Genomic DNA, 17,600 nt, shown 5'->3' with positions numbered 1-17,600 from the left:
ACAGCGCCGCACCGGCGGAGGCGACGCCGGGCACGTCACGCCATTCGTGGTGATCCTCATGGTGGCGTTGCTAGCGGTGGCCGGGCTCGTCCTCGACGGCGGCCTCGCGCTGTCGGCCAAGGTGCAGGCCCTCGACGTCGCACAAGCCGCGGCCCGAGCCGGGGCCCAGCAGCTCGACCTCATGCAGTACCGCACCAACAACGTGGCGGTCCTCGACCCGGCCCGCGCCAGCGCCGCAGCCCGGACCTGGCTCGCCACCACCGGAGTCGACGGGGACGCCACCGCGACCACCACGACCGTCACGGTGACGGTGCGGCGCACCAGCGACACCCAGCTCCTACAACTCATCGGTGTCGGACAACTCCACGTCTCCGCCACCGCCACCGCGACCGCCGTCCAAGGCATCACGGCACCAAACCTGTAGCCGCCACGAACCCTCCCGAACGGAGCGCCCGAGATGCTGCGAGTCCTCGCCATCGGCGGCCGGCTGCTGCGCGCCCTGGCCGCACTCGTGGTCCTCGCCGGGTTCACCGGCGGCGTGCCATGGCTGCTCGTACGGCTCATCGGCTGGCCCCTCGACTGGATCGGCTGGACCCAGCCCGGCACCCTGCCCGGCCTCGACGACCTCACCACCGCCCTGACCACGTCCTGGTACGACGACAAGATCCTCGCCCTGCTCGCTACCCTCGGCTGGATCCTGTGGCTGCTGTTCTGCCGCGACGTCATCGTCGAAGCGATTGAGGCGTCCTCCGGCGCATCCCACCGCGACCGCCCCCACCGCCCATCCCTGGCAGGTGGACCGATCCGGTGGGTCGCCGCTGTCCTCGTCGGCGCGATCGTCGGCGCAGTGCTCTTCGACGCCGCCCGCGTCGTTGCCGGCAGCACGACGAGCACGGCGGCAGCCGACGCCGCCGCCCGTCGCCCGGCCGTGCCCGTTGCCGCCGCACAAACGGCCGCGCCGATGGTTCAAAGCGACCCGACGTTGTTCGTCAGAGTGTCATCCCCTGCCGTGGCCCCGGCAACCACGGCGACCGCCCTGCCGCTCACCGCTCGACACGACGGCTCAGGCATCCCCGAGTGGGCGCGTGACGCGCCCGGCGGCGCGCACCACGTCGTACGCGGCGACAACCTGTGGGACCTCGCCGCCGAACATCTCGGCGACCCGCACCGCTGGCGCGAGATCTACACACTCAACCGCGGCCACGTTCAAGCCAACGGCTACGCCCTCACCGACCCCGACGAGATCCATGTCGGATGGGTGCTCGCCCTACCGTCCCATGGCGCCGCGCCGGCGCCCGCCAATCCAGCCGACGACAAAGCAGCCCCGAGCGGCTCAGCCAACGGCGGGAACCCCGCTAGCAATCCGGGCGCCGAACCGGCACCAACCAGCGAGGAAAGCCCCGCCCCGTCCACCCCGCCATCTACGCCCGCGACGAGCACGACACTTCAACCGAGCATCTCGCCGCCAGGCGCGCAACTGCCGGAATCATCGGCGCCGGCCGCGCCCGCCGGCGAGAGCTCGACCGAACCCTCCGGGGACGAGCCGGACAACGCGCCGCCGTCCAGTGACCACGATGACGAGGGCGGAATCACGCTGCCGCCTGACGGCTGGGTGAGTCTGGGACTGGCGGCCACGATCGCCGCCGTCGCGGCCTTGCTTCGCTTGCAGCGACGCCGCCGAGCCCGATTGACGCTCCGGCCTCTGGCAACCATCGAGCCCCAACCAGCGCCGGTGGCGCCGTCGCTCCTGCGGGTCGACACGATCGGCGGCCATCACCTCGGTTCGGACCTTGGCGACGGTGCCACACCAGCGGTGCCGGCCCCGATCGGGGTGGACATCGACGGCGCGGAGGTCAGCCTGTTCGAGCTGCCCGGCCTCGGCATCGCCGTCCATGGCGACGGCGCCGAGCCGACCGCCCGCGCCATCCTCGCCGCAGTGCTCGCCACCGGTGCGGGCGAGCCGGCCGACACCCGCCCCGTGGTGGTCACCACCGCCGGCCTGCTGACCCGACTCCTGCCCGAGGGCACTCCGGCGACGGGTCTGGATCCGGACGGCACCGCCTTCGACGGCGAACGGTTGATCGTCCTCGCGGACACCGCGACGGCGGTCACGCACTTCGAAGCCGAGATGGTCACCCGGCGTCGGCTGCTGGACACCTTCGACATAGACACCATCACAGCCCTCAACGCCCGCACCGACCACGCCGAAACGCAACCGCCCTACGTGCTCCTGATCGAGGCCAGCAGCCGGCACGCCGCCCGCGTGGACGCCGTCGCCGCGCATCGCGCCGCCCTTGACCTGCACCCGGTCATCCTCGGTGACCTCGACCGTGACGACCGCGCCGGAATCCCCGCCATGCAGGTCGACGCGGACGGCACGGTCACCGACGACGAGTCGTACCCGGCGGCCCGGCTGTCCACCCTCGGTGCGGACGACCTGGCCGCCGTGCTCGCCATGCTCACCGACGTCCTCGCCCGACCTGAGGCTGGCACAGACGTCGACGACCCGCCAGCCGAGCCGGTATCGGCCGCGGCGGAAACCGAGGCGGCCGAGCCGGTGCCCGTCCAGGCCAGCGACACATCGGCGCTGGTGCAGCTGCGGGTGCTCGGCCCGGTCACCGTCGCCACCGACGCCGGCCCGATCGCGACCGGGATGCGCAACGGCTCGTACACCGCCCTCGCGCTGCTCGCCGCTCACCCCGCCGGGCGCACCCTCGACCAGCTCGCCGCCGCGCTGCACCCCGACACCGAGACCAATGTGGCCGTCAAGCGGGTCCGGACCGACATCACCTCCGCGCGCCGAGTCCTGCGCACCGCCACCGGCCACGACGAGCCGATGTTCATCGTCCACGACCCCGCCACCGGCCGATACCGGATCGACCCCGCCACCGTGGCCGTCGACCTGTGGCAGATGCTCACCGCCATCGACCGGGCCACCAACGAAACCGACGACGCCAAGGCGCTCGCTACCCTCCGCCAGGCGGTCGAGCTGTACGGCGGAGACTTCGCCGACGGGCACGACCACATCTGGGCGACCGACTACGCCACCACCTACCGCCACCAGATCCTCACCGTGTACGCGCGGATCGCCGAGTTCCTCGAGACAGAGCAGCCCGACCAGGCCGTTGCCGCGTTGGAGCGCGCGGTGGACCTCGACCCATTCAACGAGGAGCTATATCAGCGGATCATCCGTATTCACGGCCGCCAGCACCGACCCGACGCCGTCCGGCGCACACTACGGCGCCTGGAGGAGCAACTCGCTGACCTCGGCGATGCCGAACCCTCGCACGCAACTCGACGCATCGCCGAACGGCAACTGCGAAAGCCCGCCATGCACGCCGAATCCTAGACGTCACTCGAATGGGTTGCTCCCAGCCACAAACCGGAGCGACAGCGGCCCATTGACAACCTAGGGTGAGCGGGTGACGAACACAAGGCAGATCCTCGTTGCCTTCGGAGCCGAACGTCCTCCTGCGCTAGGCAATATTTGGCGTATCACTGCCAAGAAGACCGACTTCTACATTGATCCCGTAAGGGAGGAGGATGCGTTTCACCTCTCCGTCCATGGTCGCAACGATGTCCACCGTAACGGCCACAGGTTCCAGATAACGGCTGTCCGGAAGAACGTTAATGCTGCGCGAGCGAGGGGTGAGTGCATTGAGCACCGCCTCCCGCGAAAAGGTTTTGCCTTTGACGGCGAGCAACTCGGGCCGGACGTCTTTCGTGTCGCACGCATCCGTTGGCTGTGGGACCTGCAACGGCACCGCTTCCGCGAGACCGCTGCCGTGCCGCTGCCGGACTTACAGGACTATCAGTCAGCGCGGCGACTGTCGTGGCAATTAGAACCCAACGAGGCCATAGACATCGACTTCGTAGTTTCCTATAACGAGCCATACTGGCCGGACGGCACGAACTCCCTGCGCGATCGTGCCCGCCTCGAACCGCTACTCAATGAGGCCGGCATGTGGCTGACGGCCACTGCATATCGACGTTCCCAAACGATGTCGCCCACGCCGGTAGGCACGGTCTTCCCCCTCCCCCGGAACGGCGATGAAGCCACTCGGATCACGCAGGGAGGGCACAGTGACAGCGGCGCCGGGACCATCTACTGGTTTGTAGAGGGAATCGCCGCCCGTCAAGCCGTCGAGTCGCTCCGGTCAAACTTGTCGGTGGAGCCATCGGTTTAGTTCCGAATCCATTCGATCCGGCCGGAGATTCCTGCGAAGGACGACGCTTCTTATGCCCGGAGGCAATCCGGGTCATTGGGGATTCCGTCCAGCCATGCCCGGAGAATGGGCAGGCTTGATCGGCCGGTGGAGGTGGGCGTGGATGGATACCGGGTGCCCGCCTGGGTGCCTACGCCGATCACCGCTGGAGGACTGGAGATGACTGACTCGAAGGCCGCACGCCGCACGATCGAAGTCGAAGGTGACGTGTACGACGTGCTCGAACGGACCGCTTCCGCCCGAGACACGGACATCAATGGCGCGTTGCGCTACTTGATCGAGGCTCCGACGCCTCGGGCCCTCGTGGCTGACGAGGACGAGGACTAGCACCTCGGCCGGCAGGCGTCACAGGTTCGCGCTATGCGTGGCCGGTGGCGCCTGCGCTGCTCGGTGGGAGGGTGTTGATCGTGGCTGCGGCGAGGAGGCGTTGCGCGGTGCGCTGGGAGATGCCGAGGCGCCGGGCCAGCTTGACGCCGAGGCCGCGTCGGTCGCTGGCAGTGTCGTCGGCCTCGGCCAGCAGTTCGGCGGCGGCGGCGAGGCGGGAGTCGCCGTCGTACGGGTGCGGTTTGCGGGGACCGGTGGCGCCGGGGGGTCGGCCGGTGGACTGGCGACCGGTGCGGGCGTCGGCGAACGCCCACACGGTGCGCCGATACCAGCGGCGGCGGATCCGGCCGCTCTGCAACTCTTCTTCGCGGTCGGGCCGCTCGAGCAGGGTCTTGGGTAGGTTGCGGTACGAGCTGTAACCGAGGATCTTCGCGGCCGTGCCGGAGCCAACGAGTTCGTGCGGATCACCGCGGCGGTCGATCTTCGTCAGCTCGGCGCGTTTCGCGGTCAGGTGCGCAACGTGGAAGGTCTCGATGTCGTCGAGCCAGAAATACTCGCCGCCGTCGTGGTGGAAGCCTGCGGGGAAGCCGAAACGGGCACGGTGGCGGTGCCAGTGGTTGACGGTGGAGTACGCCACACCGGTGTGCGCCGCGACGCCGGGACGGTCGAGGGCGCTCCGTCCGCCGATCATGCGAGTCGCCACGCCACCCATCCTCTCCCAACAGATCGAGTGCACCTGTGCTGCGCTGGCGGACCGCAAGGTTGAGACCTCGTCTCGCCCGCACTGTCGCCTTTGCCGAGGGCGGCGAGACTCGTTGGCATCGTAGGATCGGCGCACGCCCGACCCGGGTGAACGCGGCCGTGTGGTCCGCAGGCGCCCCGGAGTGGGCGAGGTGGCCGGTCGGGGTCGCAACACACCCTCGGGTGTGCCCGCCGGCCACCGAACCTCCCTGCGGAGCTACACGCGTGGGCGCAGCAACCGCCAGGCCACCTGCGCCATCCGGTCGATGCGTAGTGCGGCAAGCCTGGCCCGCGTGGCGGGCCGCAACGCGTTGTAGACGGTAAGGATCGCGGTGGCGGTGGTCGCGTCCACGACCACCCCGTCGAACTTGCGGAAAGCGCCGCCCTGCGCCTGGCGCAGCACCTCGATCACGCGCGGGTCACCTGCTGTCGCGTCGTCGGGGAGTGCCTCGATCCATGCCTGGTCCGGGCAGTCAGGGCAGGTGACGAGATGCGGGTCCTCGGTGACGCGGGTGACCTGCCCGTCGTTGGCCCCGCATACCGGTCCGGGGTCGTGGACCGCCTTCGCGTGCATGTAGGCGGGCATTAGTGTCCGCCTTCGGCCGTGCTCTCGCCGTCCGGCCGTGCCAGGGAAGCCGGTGCGAGGTGCACCCCGAGCCGCAGGGCCGCGAGGTCGACCAGCCTGACCAGGAGACTCGCGGTTCCGATGCTGAGGTCGGCGTCGAAGTCATGGGCGATCCGGCAGGCGCCGCGTAGTGCGATGAAGGCGGTGGTGAAGGCGGCCTCCAACGCCGCGCGGTCGTCCATCCGCGTGCAGCGGGCGACCTGCGCGGCCGGGTAGGTGCGTGTTGTCCCGTTGGGGAACCGCAGAGTGTAGCCACGCGGGTCGGTGGTGTATGGGACGTTGGCGTCGAGGTCGGTGACGGTGCCGAGGCGGTACTCGATGGCGTCGCTCGGCTTGGCGACCCGCGCCGTGTCGCCAAGCTCCATAGGCCGGTACATGGGTACTCCGTTCACGTGGTGTGGAGGTGGCTAAGCCGTGCTTGCTGGAGGTTCCGGCCACACGCCAAGGGGGTGGCCAGGCTCGATCCGGCCGCGGCCGGGGGCAAGGGTGTCGAAGACGGTCGAGTAGGTGCCGTGGAGCTGGCCGCGGACTTGCACGAGACGTTTGCCGCGCGTGAGTTTCGCCGGCAGCACCTCGACGACCCTGGAGATCAATCCGAGCAGGTCGCGTGCCTCGATAAGCTCCGCGCACTCGGGGCACGCGGACCAGCGTTCGCCCCACGCCTGGGTGAGCCCGTCACCGGTTTCCACTCGCCGAGTCCGGGCCGCGTGGTGCTGGTCGCGGTAGTCGTTGGAGCCGACGATCCGGGCGGTGACCGTGCGGGTGGTCGTGCGTTGGTCGGCGCACCGGTAGCTCCACGCGGCACCGGGCGCCGAGCAGAAGTCACACTCGATCAGAGGGTCGTTGAGTTCGGTGACTGCCACCGGGTCGGGCCGGTGGTCCACGGTGCTGCCCCGCGCCTCGATCGCGTGGGTGTACGTGAGCCCGAACGAGCTGGTGTGGGTGTTCAGGGCACGGCGGCAGCGCCGACAGAACGCCTGCTCGGGCGGGATCATGACGTGTCTCCGTCCCGATGTCCGGAGGCGCCGTCGAGGTGGCTGTCAAGTAGGCGAACGAGGTGTTCGACGCGGTCCAGTTCGTCGGCGAATCTCTGCCGCGCGGCCCGGTAGCCAGCCGGGGTGGGCTCCACCTCGCGCCACCGGTCGGCGGCCTTGCGCAGGCAGTGACGCAGGAACGCGACATCCTCCACAGCAAGCAGCAGCGGCACCGTCTCGCCGGGCACGAGGAGCAGGGTGTACTCAGCGTTGGTGAGGTAGCGGTCGCCAGCTTGGGCGTAGACCGTGAAGCGGCTGTCGCTGGCGGGAAGCCGGAACACGAAGGCGTGCGCGGGCACGAGGTCGGCGAAGTAGCTCGCCGCGCACACGGCGACAACCGGTTCGCGTCCTCGATCGGCGTGGTTCATGGTTGTCCGCCTCTGGTCTCGTCGGCGGGCGCAACGTTCGCTGCCGGGTTCGGGGGTAAGGCGAGGAGGATGGCGGCGATGGCGCCGCCAGCCTTGTCGTCGGTGATGGCGGCGCAGGCGATGAGCGCGGCTCCACCGGCGAGGGCCTGCGCGGGGGTGTAGCAGACGAGGATGCCTCGGCGGCCGTGGTCGAAGGTGGCGCGGACCTCGACTTGTCCCCGGACGTGGGTGCACACCGGGAGTTCGTCGTCGGGCATCGGTTGCACGGTGGCCGGTAGGGCGTCGCGCAGCGCGGCGCGTAGCCCTTCCCGCCGTTGGTTTGTCTGCTCGGGCGCCTTGGCCGCCTCGGTGTCGTACCCGACAAGGTCGGTGAGCATGTGATCGGCGAGGACGCCGAGCCGCTCGGCGTTCGCGGCGGCGACCGCGGACCGGCTCGCGTGGTCGAGCAGAGCGTCCGCTGGTTCAGGGTTCACGAGATCTCCTCCGTTGCTTCGGACGAGGGATCCGGGTGCCGGTCCGTGCGGAGTGAAAGGCCGCACGGACCGGCACCGGTTCACGGCGTGTGGGGTGTGTGCGGCGGCGGGTCGGCTCGGCTCGTCGGATTCGTCGAATCGGTCGAAGCCGAAGCGGGGTGGAGCGTCGGGGTGGTCGCGGGCAGATGCGGCAGGCCGGACTCGACCCGTTGCCCGGCGCGGTCGAGGCCGATCGCGGCGTACGCGGTGAGGTGCGCACCGACCGCGAACGCCTCGGCGCCGGTGAACCGCATGACGAGCGGGCGTGCGTTGTGGTCGCAGGCATGGATCTCGACCTGCCCGTTGGGCAGCGGCCGGACCGGACGGAACGCCTCGATGTCGACCGTGTCCACCACGGTGGCCTCCACGGAGGCAACGACCTCCGTCCACCGGGTGTTGGCCTTGCCAAGCCAGTGCTCGGCGTGGCGAAGGTGGTGCGCGTGTTCCTCCGCATCGCCGGCGTGCTGGGACAAGGCTCGGGCCACGCTGGCGCGGGCGTACTCGCTGCACAGCTCGTTGATGGCCGCTACCAGTTCGGTCGCGGTCATGGGAATCTCGGGCATGAGGGGCTCCGCGGTCGAGTCGGATCGCGTCGTGTCGAGTCGAGTCGCGCCCGGTGGGGGCGCTGGCATGGTCTCGGCGACCACACCCCGGGCGGGGCCTGCCGCCGCATTGAGCCGGGCCGGTGCCGGGCCGGGTGGGCGGCGAGGGCCGCGTTGCTGCGGCGGACGCGTGCCCGGCGTGCCTGATGCGGTGCGCCGGTCGTCGGTGGGCCGTGCGGCCGTCATGGTCGCGCCCGCCGGTGGCGGGGCCGGTCGCCGCGTGCGGCGGTGCCGGCCCCGGTACCGGTCGCTCATCACACGGCCAGCAGCTCGAACGCGCGGGCCTTCAGGTCGGCGCCGGTGCCCGACAGCGCCCGCGTGGCCCGCACGAGGTCGGTCTTCGCGGGGGCGAAGTGGTCGACGTACTCGATGATGGCCTGGTAGCCGGCCCACCGAGTGCCCTTGATCGCCTTCTGCGTGTCGGCGTCGCGGATGAGGTACCGCAACGTGTTGGTGCGCTGCTTGGCGTTGTTCTTCGCGGTGTCGGAGGCGTCGTCGGCCACCGGCCAGACCTGCGCGACAATCTTCTCGAACTCGCCCATCGTCAGCGACTCATTGATCATCTTTTCGGCTTCGGTCTGGAAGTCGTTGAACACGCGCCACATCAGGCCGAGGGCCTGCCGGGCCTCGGCGATCTTGTTGGTGACGTTCGAGGTGTGCCGGAACGTGTAGGAGGCGCGGGACTGCTGGTAGGCCATCCGTTGGGTGTTCGCGCAGACGATCCGGACCGGGGTTGCGTCCAGCCGCAGGGAGGCGGTGCCGTCGTGCGAGGTGGTCGCGGCTAGATAGAGGTCGATGGCGTCGGTGCCGGCGATCCACATCGCTTTGGGCAGCTTCATGGTCACGAACACGGAGCGGCCTTTGCGCATGGAGCCCGCGGTCTCGAAGTGTGCGCCGGATTCGTCGACGAGCAGGTTGAGGGTTTCGGCGACCTGCTCGTTCTGGACAACCTGATAGTCGTCGCCGACTACACCGAGGTACTCGGTGGCGCCGGTGACCGGATTGGTCCGTACCGTCATGTACTTGTCGGGGCAGTCGACCTTCGTCACGCCGCGTTCGGTGATCTCGATGCCCTGAATGGCGATCTTGCGGACTTCCCAGCCACCGAGCCACGCCTCGCTCATGACCTCCTGTGCGGTCATGCACGAGTCGGTGACGGTGCCGAGCTGGTGCCAGGCGGACAGCCGCGCGGAGGCGAACGCCGTCTGTCCGTTGGCGAGGGTTTCGAGTTCGTGTGCCACGGGGGCACCCCTTTCTGGTTGTGTGGGTTCTGGCGGGCGGCGGGCCGGGGGTCGCAAGCCCCGGCCGCGCCGTCACAAATAATGTTGCCTACCTCGATAGGTCGATCAAGGCGTTCGACTGGAGTCGATCGAGGTTTCCGCGGCCAATCTGACGCCGCCCCGCGCGGCGTGGCCCTACCGGCTGTCGGTGGACGGCTGTAGGCGCCCGTCCGTGCCGTACACGTAGGTGTGGACGGTTCTGAACGGGGCCGGTAGGTACGTGGTGAACCCGTGTTCAGCGATGAACCGCGTCCGGTAGGCGCGGGTGATGCCCAACAGCCACCGGTCGGGTTTGTCGCCGTGCGATCCGGGCGGGATGATGCCCGCGCCGGGCCGGTCAGCGCGGGCGCGGCGGTGCCGACCGATCGCGACATAGGGACACAGCGACAGTGCGGCGGTCATGCACTCGGGATGGCCGGGCGGGTCTGCGTATCGCATCAGCGCGGCGGCCCTCGGACCACCGAGGAACGCGACCCAATAGCCCATCGGCTCGTCGCACAACGAGCACCGACGCTCGGCCGCGAGGCGGGTCGCAACGGTGGTGTTGATCGTGGTGAAGTCCACGTGCGACCCGCCGCCGGACGGGTCGGGGTGGACGTTGACCGGCGGGATGGGCAAGCCGCGCCGGTCGTCGTGGGGACGCGCGGCCAGCGACGGCGGGATAGCCGCCGCCCCCACGGGTGGCGTCGGCGGGCGCGTCACGACGGTTCGCGGTGGGGCGCGGTCCGGGTGTCGCTGATGACGAGGCGAGGGTTGCCGGTGCGCGCCAGCGGCACCACGGTTTCCCATTGCGTCGCGCTCAGCGTGTAGACGCTGGCGTCGAGTCCGGCCGCCTCCATCACAGCGTGTTGGATGCCGGCGCTGTCGGGGTGGTCGAACACGGCCACCATGTCGCCTCCGGCGACCACGTACACGCGGGCGTCATCGACCGGTGCCGACAGCGTGGCGGTACAAGAGTGTTCGGCCAGCCAACGGCCAACGACCTCGGCCGGATCGCGGGACAGCGTGCCGGTGTCGTACGCCTCGTCATCGAGCCATGCAAGGTGGTCAGCGACCGTCCAATCAGGATGAATGAGCCAACTCTGCCGGACGGCCTGCCACAAGGTCAGTCGCGCCGGTGTACCGACCGGCTCGGCCGGTTGCGACCCGTCCGGGCCGGGCACCGGACACAACGGGGTGCCGTCGAGGTGCGACGCGGCCGGGCGTGGGACGAACGCGGCGAGGGGCCATTCGCGCGGCGGCACCGGTCGGGCCGGTTCCCCGCATTCGGGGCAGCGCAGCGACCCCGTGGCGAACGTCGGGCCGTCTGCGGGGCGGGCGGTGTGGTCGTGAGGGGTGGTCATCGTGTCGTCCTTCCGTGCGGGTTGCGGGCGCAAGGGCTACGGGGCCGGGCCTGTGCCCGGCCCCGGTGGGTGGCGATGTCAGGCCGCAACCGGCACGGTGTCGGTGTCGGTCGCTTCGTCGGCGGGGGCGGTGGCGACGACCGCCGGGGTCATGAACGCGCGCACCTCGGCCGTCGGGGCGGGCGGGTTATCAACCAGGGCGTACGTTTCGGGTGCCTCGCGGGTCAGCATCAGCACACCGGCGATCGTCAGCTTCTCCATGGCGTTGCGGACCGCGCCAGGGCTCCGGCCGCCCAACTCCCGACCGACCATGCCGGGGGTCAGTTCGTGACGCGCGCCGAGGTCGCGCATGAACGCCTCGACCCGGTGTCGCAACTCGTTCTTGCCGAGCTTCACCGACCCGTCGCCGTTGATCTCACCGCCGGTGCGGCCCGCCCCGGAAGCGCGCCGCGCGGAAGGGCGGCGGACCTTGCGGGTGTGCCCGCACGTCGGGCACGTCGTGTGCGTGGGGGCGTTCGCGGGGTCCACCGTGGCGAGGTCACCATCCCCGATCACCCACAACTCCGTACCGTCCTCGTCGGTCGGCAGGCGACGGGCAGCACCGGCAACCTCCATCGCCGCGAGGATGACATCGCCCATCGCGACCGACAGACCACTCTCACCGATCGCCGCGTCGGCAGTGATGCCGTCCGGGTGTCCACCCAGGACACCCGCCATGATCAACACCTTCAGGTCCGGCTGGCGCGGCGCAACCGGCGCACCGGACACCGGCACTACGGGCAACGCCGCCTCGGCCTCCCCGTCCCCGGCGCCATCGCGGGGCGCCTCGTCAAGCGTCGCGTCGGCGGTGTCCGGCGCGTCGGCGGCGTGGGTCGCCTCGTCGGTCGGGCCGGTGGTGTCCGTGTCACTGGGCGCCTCGTCGGCGGTGTCCGACGCGTCGGCGGGCGTCGACTCGTCGGTCGGCTCGATGGTGGCCGGGTGCCAAAGGTCGGGACTCTTGCGGTTGCCGTTGGCGGGGCCGGGGGTGCGGGCGGCGGTGCCGGCCGCTTCCATCGCGGCGACGGCCTTAGCGGCGGTCGACTGGCCCACCCCGGCCTCGGTGGCGAGGTCACGCACGGTGATCCCGTCCGGGTGGTTGGCCAGGATCGCGGCGACGGTTTCGGCTGCGGTCGGCGCGGCGGTGGTGTTCGTGGACATGGTGGATAAACCTCCGTACACATAGGGGTCGGCATTCGCGATTCCGCGTGCGCGTGATGCGCTGTTGTTTGGCGGTTTCGCGGGGCGGTTTTTGTTGCCCACGTCTATGGACGCTCGATGCACCAATGGTTGTCAACCCCGTCGCCCAAGACTCTTTATTCGGCGGGCCGCACCCGGCCGTCAATCTCGATTCGGGAACCGCCACCGGAATGCAAAGCGCCATTTGACGGCCCCTATTTGGCCGCTGTGACACGTCCGCCGCGCCTCCCTATTGCCGCTTAGGGTGGCCAGGCAGAAGGGCGCACAGGCCGCGCTTTCGCTGCCGGATCTCTTGGTCTCTCTAGGGAGCGAATGCGCCTGCGCGCCCGGCATGCCGGGCGCGCAGCGTCCTCGAGCTGGCGGATGGCCTATTCGTGGAGTGTGGAATATCACTTCACGACTTTCACAGGCGCACGCCCTTTTTCTGCATGAACGGAACAGGGTTCACTGCATTATCCTCGGTGGCCGGATAGCCTTCGTGGATCTCGTAATGCAAATGGGGACCGGAGGAGTTTCCGGAGGTGCCCACATTGCCGATCGGCTGCCCGGCGATCACGGTCTGTCCCACCCAGACGGACGGCTGTCTGACCATGTGGCAGTACCGCGACGTGACGTCGCCGGCGTGCCGGATGTCCACGTACCACCCGCATCCGCCGAGGCCGGGGTAGCCGTCACGGTCGCACGGCATCGGCGCGCCTGTGGGGTCCCATGAGTCCCCGGCGATGTTGCACCGCACGCGCACCACGACACCGCCGGACGCGGCCCGGATGACCGTTCCCCGTGCGGCCATGATGTCGACACCGTCGTGACCGGGCCGGTCGGGCGTACGGAATCCGGAACCGGCCGTCCCCGCGACTGGGCGAGTCCACCCGGAGGCGCTGATCTGCGCGCCGTCACACACCGGCAGCGTGCCGCCGGTGTACGCGGCGACGATCTGCGTTGCCCGCGCCTCGTGTTTGGCGTACGCGTCGGGGAACGCGGAGCGTTGCACGCGCTGTGCCGCGTCGGTGAGCGGTAGCCGTTCCCACCCGGGCACCCGCAACAACGCCTCGTAGAACTTCCCCGCGGCGTACTCGGGGTTCATGATCTGTGCCGGGGTTCCCCATCCTTGCGACGGCCGCTGTTGAAACAGCCCCAACGAGTCATGATCGTTGGCCGGGCCGAGGTTGCCGTGATTGATCAACGAGGACTCCTGGAGCGCGGTCGCGACCGCGATCACCCACCCGCGCACCGGTACCCGCATCCGCTCACCCACGGTCACGATCACCGCTGCGTTGCGGGCCTGGTCAGGCGACAGCCCGCCGGGGGTCGCGCCGGGGGCGGTGACCACGCCGGGGCACGTGGTCCCGCCGCTTCCGCCTCCGAACACCGACGAGACGACTCCGGCCGTTGCGGCGGTGAGCAGCAACAGCGCGACGGCAACACCGATCGCGACCCATTCGGCTAGCCGTCCCACGAGGTGCCACCGTCCCCGGCGGACGCGGGTAGCTCGGCCAGCGTCACCCGGTCGCGGTCCCCGACCATGCGCCACACCGCCCCCGTCGGGCCGCCGGAGTCGACAGCGGCCGTCGCCGCCCGCACGCCGTCCGGCACCCCATCGCAGGTGAGGAGCGTGTGGAGATGCGATTCCCGGGCGGCGGTGGGCAGCCAGAACAGCACTGGGTACGCGCGACGCGGCGGGAGCGCGGCGTAGCCGGTCAGCTTGCCCGCGACCCGGCCGAGCGTCTCCGTGCCGAGATCGACCTCAAGCCAGAACGGCACCACCCGGCCGCCGGCCCGCGCGTCGTCGGCCCACACCCCGTGACCGTCCGGGCGGACGAGGCCGCCGCACGCCTCCCGGCAGCGCGCCTCATTCCACCATCGCGCCAACCGCACGGCGGGATTGGCACGCGCGTACGCGGACAGCGCGACGAAAAACCCGTTCACCGCGACGAGGTGCGCCAGCGTCGGGGACATCGCCAGCCGGGCCGCAGCGTCGCGCACAGCGGCCGGACGGGGCAGCGCATCGCCGCGTCCGGCCGCCAGCAGAGCCGCGCCGACCGGCCCGAGGGTCCACCGCCAGCCCTGCGAACCGGGCCGCTGGTAGTGCCGGAACCGGTCAAGGACGCCTCGGTCGTGGAGGGTGTTGAGCCGGTTGCGGGCACGGCCGACCGAGCCGAAGACCAGGTCGACGAGCTGAGCCGTGGTGAGCGTTCGGTGCTGGTCGAGCAGGTCCAGGATGAGCCGGTCTCGTGGGGTGAGCCGGGCGAGCTCGCCAGCCACGACGGACGCCGTCAGGCGCAGGCTGTTGCCACCGGCAGATGTATGGGTAGGAGGGATATCTCTTATCAGTCGGTTCCGGTCCACCAGTCCTCCTCACCGCTGTCGACGTGCGGATATGTCGTGTTCAAAGGGGCGTGCTCACCCGAGTGTTCGGACTCGTTAGAACCCTCGTTTGATCGCTCGTAAGAGGTCTCGTTAGACCACTCGCCCTCTACGGCGAAGGTGTTGCGGCCCACCAAAGCCGGCACCGACTGGTCGAGTGGTGACGATGATTCGGTGCTGGCGGGGGCGGTGACGGTTTCGCCGAGTAGTCGCCGGCGTTGCGGCATCGCGAGTCCGGTGTGCTCCCGGGCCGCGCGGCGCAGTTCCTCGGCTCGGCCCCGCACAGCCCGCGGCGCAGGCTCGGTGTCCACGGTGACCGGAGGCACGACCCGCCCGTTCGCCACCGGGCGGAGAACGACCTCGTAGCCGCCGAGGCGGATCAGGTCCCCGTCATCGAGGTAGGGCCGCAGGTGCCGCGCCTGGTCGATCGCGTCACGTGGCGCCAGGGCGAAGAAGATTTTGTTGCGCGCGTTCGCGTCGATGGCCTCGACCATCTCCCCGGAGAGCTGCCCGAGGTACTGATGGGCGAGCAGCCAGGAGACGTGCAGGCCGCGGGACTCCGCGAGGGCGTCATCGATGCCGATCGGCAGGTGCAGGAAGTTGTGGCACTCGTCCAGCAGGATGGTGGCGTCCGGTCGGTCGTGCTCGGCGATGCGGGCACGCGCGGTGGTCGCTTGCCACAGTCCGGCCAGCAGCAGCGACCCGACCAGGCGGGTGCCGTCCTCACCGATGACGCCTTTGGGTAGCCGGCACAGCAGCACGCCGCCGTCGAGGATGTCCGCGAACGAGAACGTGGTCTGCGGCACCCCGAACAGCGACATCGCGAGTGGGTGCGCGAGGACCAGCCGCAGTCGGGACAGCAGCGGGGCGACCAGGCTCGAGCGGGCCGCGGTGGGCAACTCGTTGAACCCGTCCCAGAACTCGCCCAGGGTATTGCCCTCCCACGCGTTCAAGGACCTCGTTACGGCGTTGACCCACCCGGCCCGCCAGGCTGAGTCGGACAGCAGCCGGGGCAGTTGGGCCAGGGTGGCGCCCGGCAGGTGGGCGAGGGTGAGCAGCCCGTGGTAGCAGATGTCGGCGGTGCGGTGTCCCCACCACCGCGACCACACCTTGGCCATCACCGCTGTGAGGTTGGCCGCCACGTCGTGCGGGGTGCCGCCCACAGCCGGGTCGAGCAGGTTGATCGCCGGGGGCGCGGACCGCTCATCGGGGTCGATGAGGACCAGCCGGTCACCGCACGAGGTGGGCAGCCGGGCGAGCAGGTCTCGGACGAGGTCCCCTTTGGCGGGGTCGAACGCGGCCACGCCCCGCCCGGCCTCGACATCGTCGAGGATCATCCGCATCAGCAGCGTCGTCTTGCCGGTGCCGGTCGGGCCGAGGCAGTGCACGTGGTAGCGGCAGTCGGGCAGGGAGATTCCCACCCGCATACTCGGGCCGGCGTTAGCGACGCCGACGACCTTGCCGCCCAGCCCGTGCCGCTGGTCGAGCGGCACCAGGTTCAGCCTGGGACCGTTTAGGCGGACGGCGGGCGCATCGGAGTTCGTGTCCATGGTGGTCACGGCGCGCTCCACACGGCCGGCCCGTCACCGGTGTCCGCCGCCCTCGCCGGTCCGGTGTCGCGGGCGGCAGCGCGGGTGCGGAAGACGTCGCGGGTGGCGGCGCGGCGGCGGGACGCGGCGGCGGGCAGCCCGAACGCGGCCGGCTCGGCCGGCAGCCCGGCCAGGGCGGCGGCTTCGGTGACCGAGACCAGGCTCATCCGGGCCTCGGGCACCCAACGGTCCGCCGCCGCAGTGGCACCTCGACGCAGCCGGCGGCGGGTGAAGTGCGGCGAGAGCAGCCCGAACCCCGAGGTGATGTCGGCGGCTGCCGAACGCGCGGCGGCCGGGGTGGGGCCGGTCGCGGTGGCGTGGACGGCGATGAGCAGGTGCGGGGCATCGGCGAACTTCGCCCGCGCCCGGCGGGCCAGCTCAGTCAGGTAGGGGTCGGTCGGCAGGGTGCGCCGCGTGGCGGTCGAGGAGCCGGGCGTGACGGCGCCGAGCACGCCGAGGATCAGCGCCCGCAGCCCGTCAGCGAGCAGGATGGGGACTCGGGCGGTGCCTCGTGGTCGGCGGGCACGCTGCGGGTTGGTCATCGCGCGGCGCAAGGCCCGCAGCCGGTGGGCCGGTGCCCGGCTGAGGTGGACTTGCAGCAGGCCGCCGCCGGTGCGGCCCGCCGAGGCGAGGCCGTCGTAGACGGCGCGGAGCCGGTCGTCTTCCGGTGCCGTGTCGATACCTCGCCGCGTCGGCGGGGCGTCCTCGACCAAGGGCAGCCATTCGGGCTGCGTCGGCCAGACGGCGAGCGCGGCGACCGCGCCGGTGGGTGCGGCGGGCGGCGCGGTCTGTTCGGCGCGGACACCGGGCCAGCCGCGTTGCAGCAGCCGCACGACGGCGGTCGGGTTGACGCCTGGTGGCAGCCACAGCCCGCACCGCATCCCGTCCGGGTCGGCTGCGACCTCCCACACCAGGCGGGCCGGGCGCAGCGCGCCCCGACGTGGCGCGGGCAGTGCGGTGGCCAGCAGCCGCCACAGGCCGATCGTCGCGGCCGGGGTGGCGGTGACCGGCGGGGTGACCTGGAGCCAGCGGGCACCGGCGGCGTGCGCCCGCCACATCCGCCGCCGCCACGCCACCCACCCGACCCGTGCGGCGATCAGCGCCGCGAGTATGACGAGCAGCAGCGGCCACCGGTCGAGGATGAGGTGCCAGGCCGCGCCGGTGGCGTCGTCGCCCCAGGTGCCGCACATCAGCTCCCCCAGTACGGAACCGGGCATGCCGTCTTTGCCGGGAACACACACAGCCGGCGACGGATCCGGCGGAGTGGCCGGGGACGGGGACGGACCTGGACTGGGGAGGGCAGGGATAAAGGCAGAAACCATCGAGAGCTCCAGCTCAGCGGTATGCGGGAAGAGG

The 17,600-nt window shown here is 70.7% G+C and carries 18 protein-coding genes and 1 pseudogene; 4 read left to right on the top strand and 15 right to left on the bottom strand.

Annotation, left to right across the window (positions count from 1 at the left end; genetic code table 11):
• Positions 1 to 16 precede the first annotated feature (16 nt).
• The 4 genes and pseudogenes from Asi02nite_RS18265 to Asi02nite_RS18250 all read left to right on the top strand — a co-directional run.
• Positions 17 to 424, top strand: a pseudogene (locus Asi02nite_RS18265) (pilus assembly protein TadG-related protein); the annotation flags it as partial.
• A gap of 33 nt (positions 425 to 457) precedes the next feature.
• Entirely contained in the window at positions 458 to 3,349 is a 2,892-nt protein-coding gene (locus Asi02nite_RS18260; RefSeq protein ID WP_203714498.1) for a BTAD domain-containing putative transcriptional regulator, read from the top strand.
• Positions 3,350 to 3,422: 73 nt separating this feature from the next.
• Positions 3,423 to 4,187 carry a hypothetical protein gene (locus Asi02nite_RS18255; RefSeq protein ID WP_203714490.1) on the top strand — a complete coding sequence of 255 codons (765 nt, stop codon included), beginning with the start codon at positions 3,423 to 3,425 and terminating at the stop codon, positions 4,185 to 4,187.
• Positions 4,188 to 4,385: 198 nt separating this feature from the next.
• Positions 4,386 to 4,553: a hypothetical protein gene (locus Asi02nite_RS18250; RefSeq protein WP_203714489.1), complete on the top strand. Its 168-nt coding sequence runs from the start codon at positions 4,386 to 4,388 to the stop codon at positions 4,551 to 4,553.
• A gap of 31 nt (positions 4,554 to 4,584) precedes the next feature.
• On the opposite strand, the gene Asi02nite_RS18245 is transcribed toward Asi02nite_RS18250, so the two are convergent.
• The 15 genes from Asi02nite_RS18245 to Asi02nite_RS18175 form a co-directional block, all read right to left on the bottom strand.
• Positions 4,585 to 5,262 carry a hypothetical protein gene (locus Asi02nite_RS18245; protein ID WP_203714488.1) on the bottom strand — a complete coding sequence of 226 codons (678 nt, stop codon included), beginning with the start codon at positions 5,260 to 5,262 and terminating at the stop codon, positions 4,585 to 4,587.
• Positions 5,263 to 5,508: 246 nt separating this feature from the next.
• Complete coding sequence (locus Asi02nite_RS18240) at positions 5,509 to 5,877, bottom strand: hypothetical protein (protein WP_239126798.1); 369 nt, start codon at positions 5,875 to 5,877, stop codon at positions 5,509 to 5,511.
• On the bottom strand, positions 5,877 to 6,293 hold the full coding sequence (locus Asi02nite_RS18235) for a hypothetical protein (RefSeq protein ID WP_203714487.1): 417 nt from the start codon (positions 6,291 to 6,293) through the stop codon (positions 5,877 to 5,879). Before Asi02nite_RS18235 ends, Asi02nite_RS18240 begins: the two co-directional genes overlap by 1 nt.
• A gap of 30 nt (positions 6,294 to 6,323) precedes the next feature.
• Positions 6,324 to 6,911, bottom strand: a complete 588-nt coding sequence (locus tag Asi02nite_RS41680) for a hypothetical protein (RefSeq protein WP_239126797.1) — start codon at positions 6,909 to 6,911, stop codon at positions 6,324 to 6,326.
• A complete protein-coding gene (locus tag Asi02nite_RS18225; protein ID WP_203714486.1) occupies positions 6,908 to 7,318 on the bottom strand; it encodes a hypothetical protein in 411 nt (136 codons plus the stop codon). Before Asi02nite_RS18225 ends, Asi02nite_RS41680 begins: the two co-directional genes overlap by 4 nt.
• On the bottom strand, positions 7,315 to 7,791 hold the full coding sequence (locus tag Asi02nite_RS18220) for a hypothetical protein (protein ID WP_203714485.1): 477 nt from the start codon (positions 7,789 to 7,791) through the stop codon (positions 7,315 to 7,317). Before Asi02nite_RS18220 ends, Asi02nite_RS18225 begins: the two co-directional genes overlap by 4 nt.
• A gap of 80 nt (positions 7,792 to 7,871) precedes the next feature.
• Positions 7,872 to 8,393, bottom strand: coding sequence for a hypothetical protein (locus Asi02nite_RS18215; RefSeq protein WP_203714483.1), 522 nt, complete (start codon positions 8,391 to 8,393; stop codon positions 7,872 to 7,874).
• A gap of 293 nt (positions 8,394 to 8,686) precedes the next feature.
• A complete protein-coding gene (locus Asi02nite_RS18210; protein WP_203714481.1) occupies positions 8,687 to 9,673 on the bottom strand; it encodes a DUF932 domain-containing protein in 987 nt (328 codons plus the stop codon).
• A gap of 174 nt (positions 9,674 to 9,847) precedes the next feature.
• The gene (locus Asi02nite_RS41675) at positions 9,848 to 10,414 is read right to left on the bottom strand and encodes a hypothetical protein (RefSeq protein ID WP_239126796.1); all 567 of its coding nucleotides are present in this window, start codon (positions 10,412 to 10,414) and stop codon (positions 9,848 to 9,850) included.
• Positions 10,411 to 10,875: a hypothetical protein gene (locus Asi02nite_RS41670; protein WP_239126795.1), complete on the bottom strand. Its 465-nt coding sequence runs from the start codon at positions 10,873 to 10,875 to the stop codon at positions 10,411 to 10,413. The genes Asi02nite_RS41675 and Asi02nite_RS41670 overlap by 4 nt, the downstream gene beginning before the upstream one ends.
• Positions 10,876 to 11,133: 258 nt before the next feature.
• Positions 11,134 to 12,252 (bottom strand): MarR family transcriptional regulator, encoded by a 1,119-nt coding sequence (locus Asi02nite_RS18195; protein ID WP_203714576.1) that lies wholly within the window; start codon positions 12,250 to 12,252, stop codon positions 11,134 to 11,136.
• A 442-nt stretch (positions 12,253 to 12,694) separates the two neighbouring features.
• Positions 12,695 to 13,747, bottom strand: coding sequence for a M23 family metallopeptidase (locus Asi02nite_RS18190; RefSeq protein WP_203714480.1), 1,053 nt, complete (start codon positions 13,745 to 13,747; stop codon positions 12,695 to 12,697).
• Positions 13,735 to 14,553 (bottom strand): replication-relaxation family protein, encoded by an 819-nt coding sequence (locus Asi02nite_RS18185; protein WP_203714479.1) that lies wholly within the window; start codon positions 14,551 to 14,553, stop codon positions 13,735 to 13,737. The genes Asi02nite_RS18190 and Asi02nite_RS18185 overlap by 13 nt, the downstream gene beginning before the upstream one ends.
• Before the next feature lie 65 nt (positions 14,554 to 14,618).
• Positions 14,619 to 16,148 (bottom strand): type IV secretory system conjugative DNA transfer family protein, encoded by a 1,530-nt coding sequence (locus Asi02nite_RS18180; RefSeq protein WP_239126793.1) that lies wholly within the window; start codon positions 16,146 to 16,148, stop codon positions 14,619 to 14,621.
• Positions 16,149 to 16,210: 62 nt separating this feature from the next.
• Positions 16,211 to 17,461: a hypothetical protein gene (locus Asi02nite_RS18175; protein ID WP_203714478.1), complete on the bottom strand. Its 1,251-nt coding sequence runs from the start codon at positions 17,459 to 17,461 to the stop codon at positions 16,211 to 16,213.
• Between the last annotated feature and the right edge of the window lie 139 nt (positions 17,462 to 17,600).

The organism is Asanoa siamensis (assembly GCF_016862555.1).
Taxonomy (GTDB): domain Bacteria; phylum Actinomycetota; class Actinomycetes; order Mycobacteriales; family Micromonosporaceae; genus Asanoa; species Asanoa siamensis.
The sequence above is the reverse complement of the archived record's forward strand: the minus strand, read 5'-3'. Positions and strand labels throughout refer to the sequence as shown.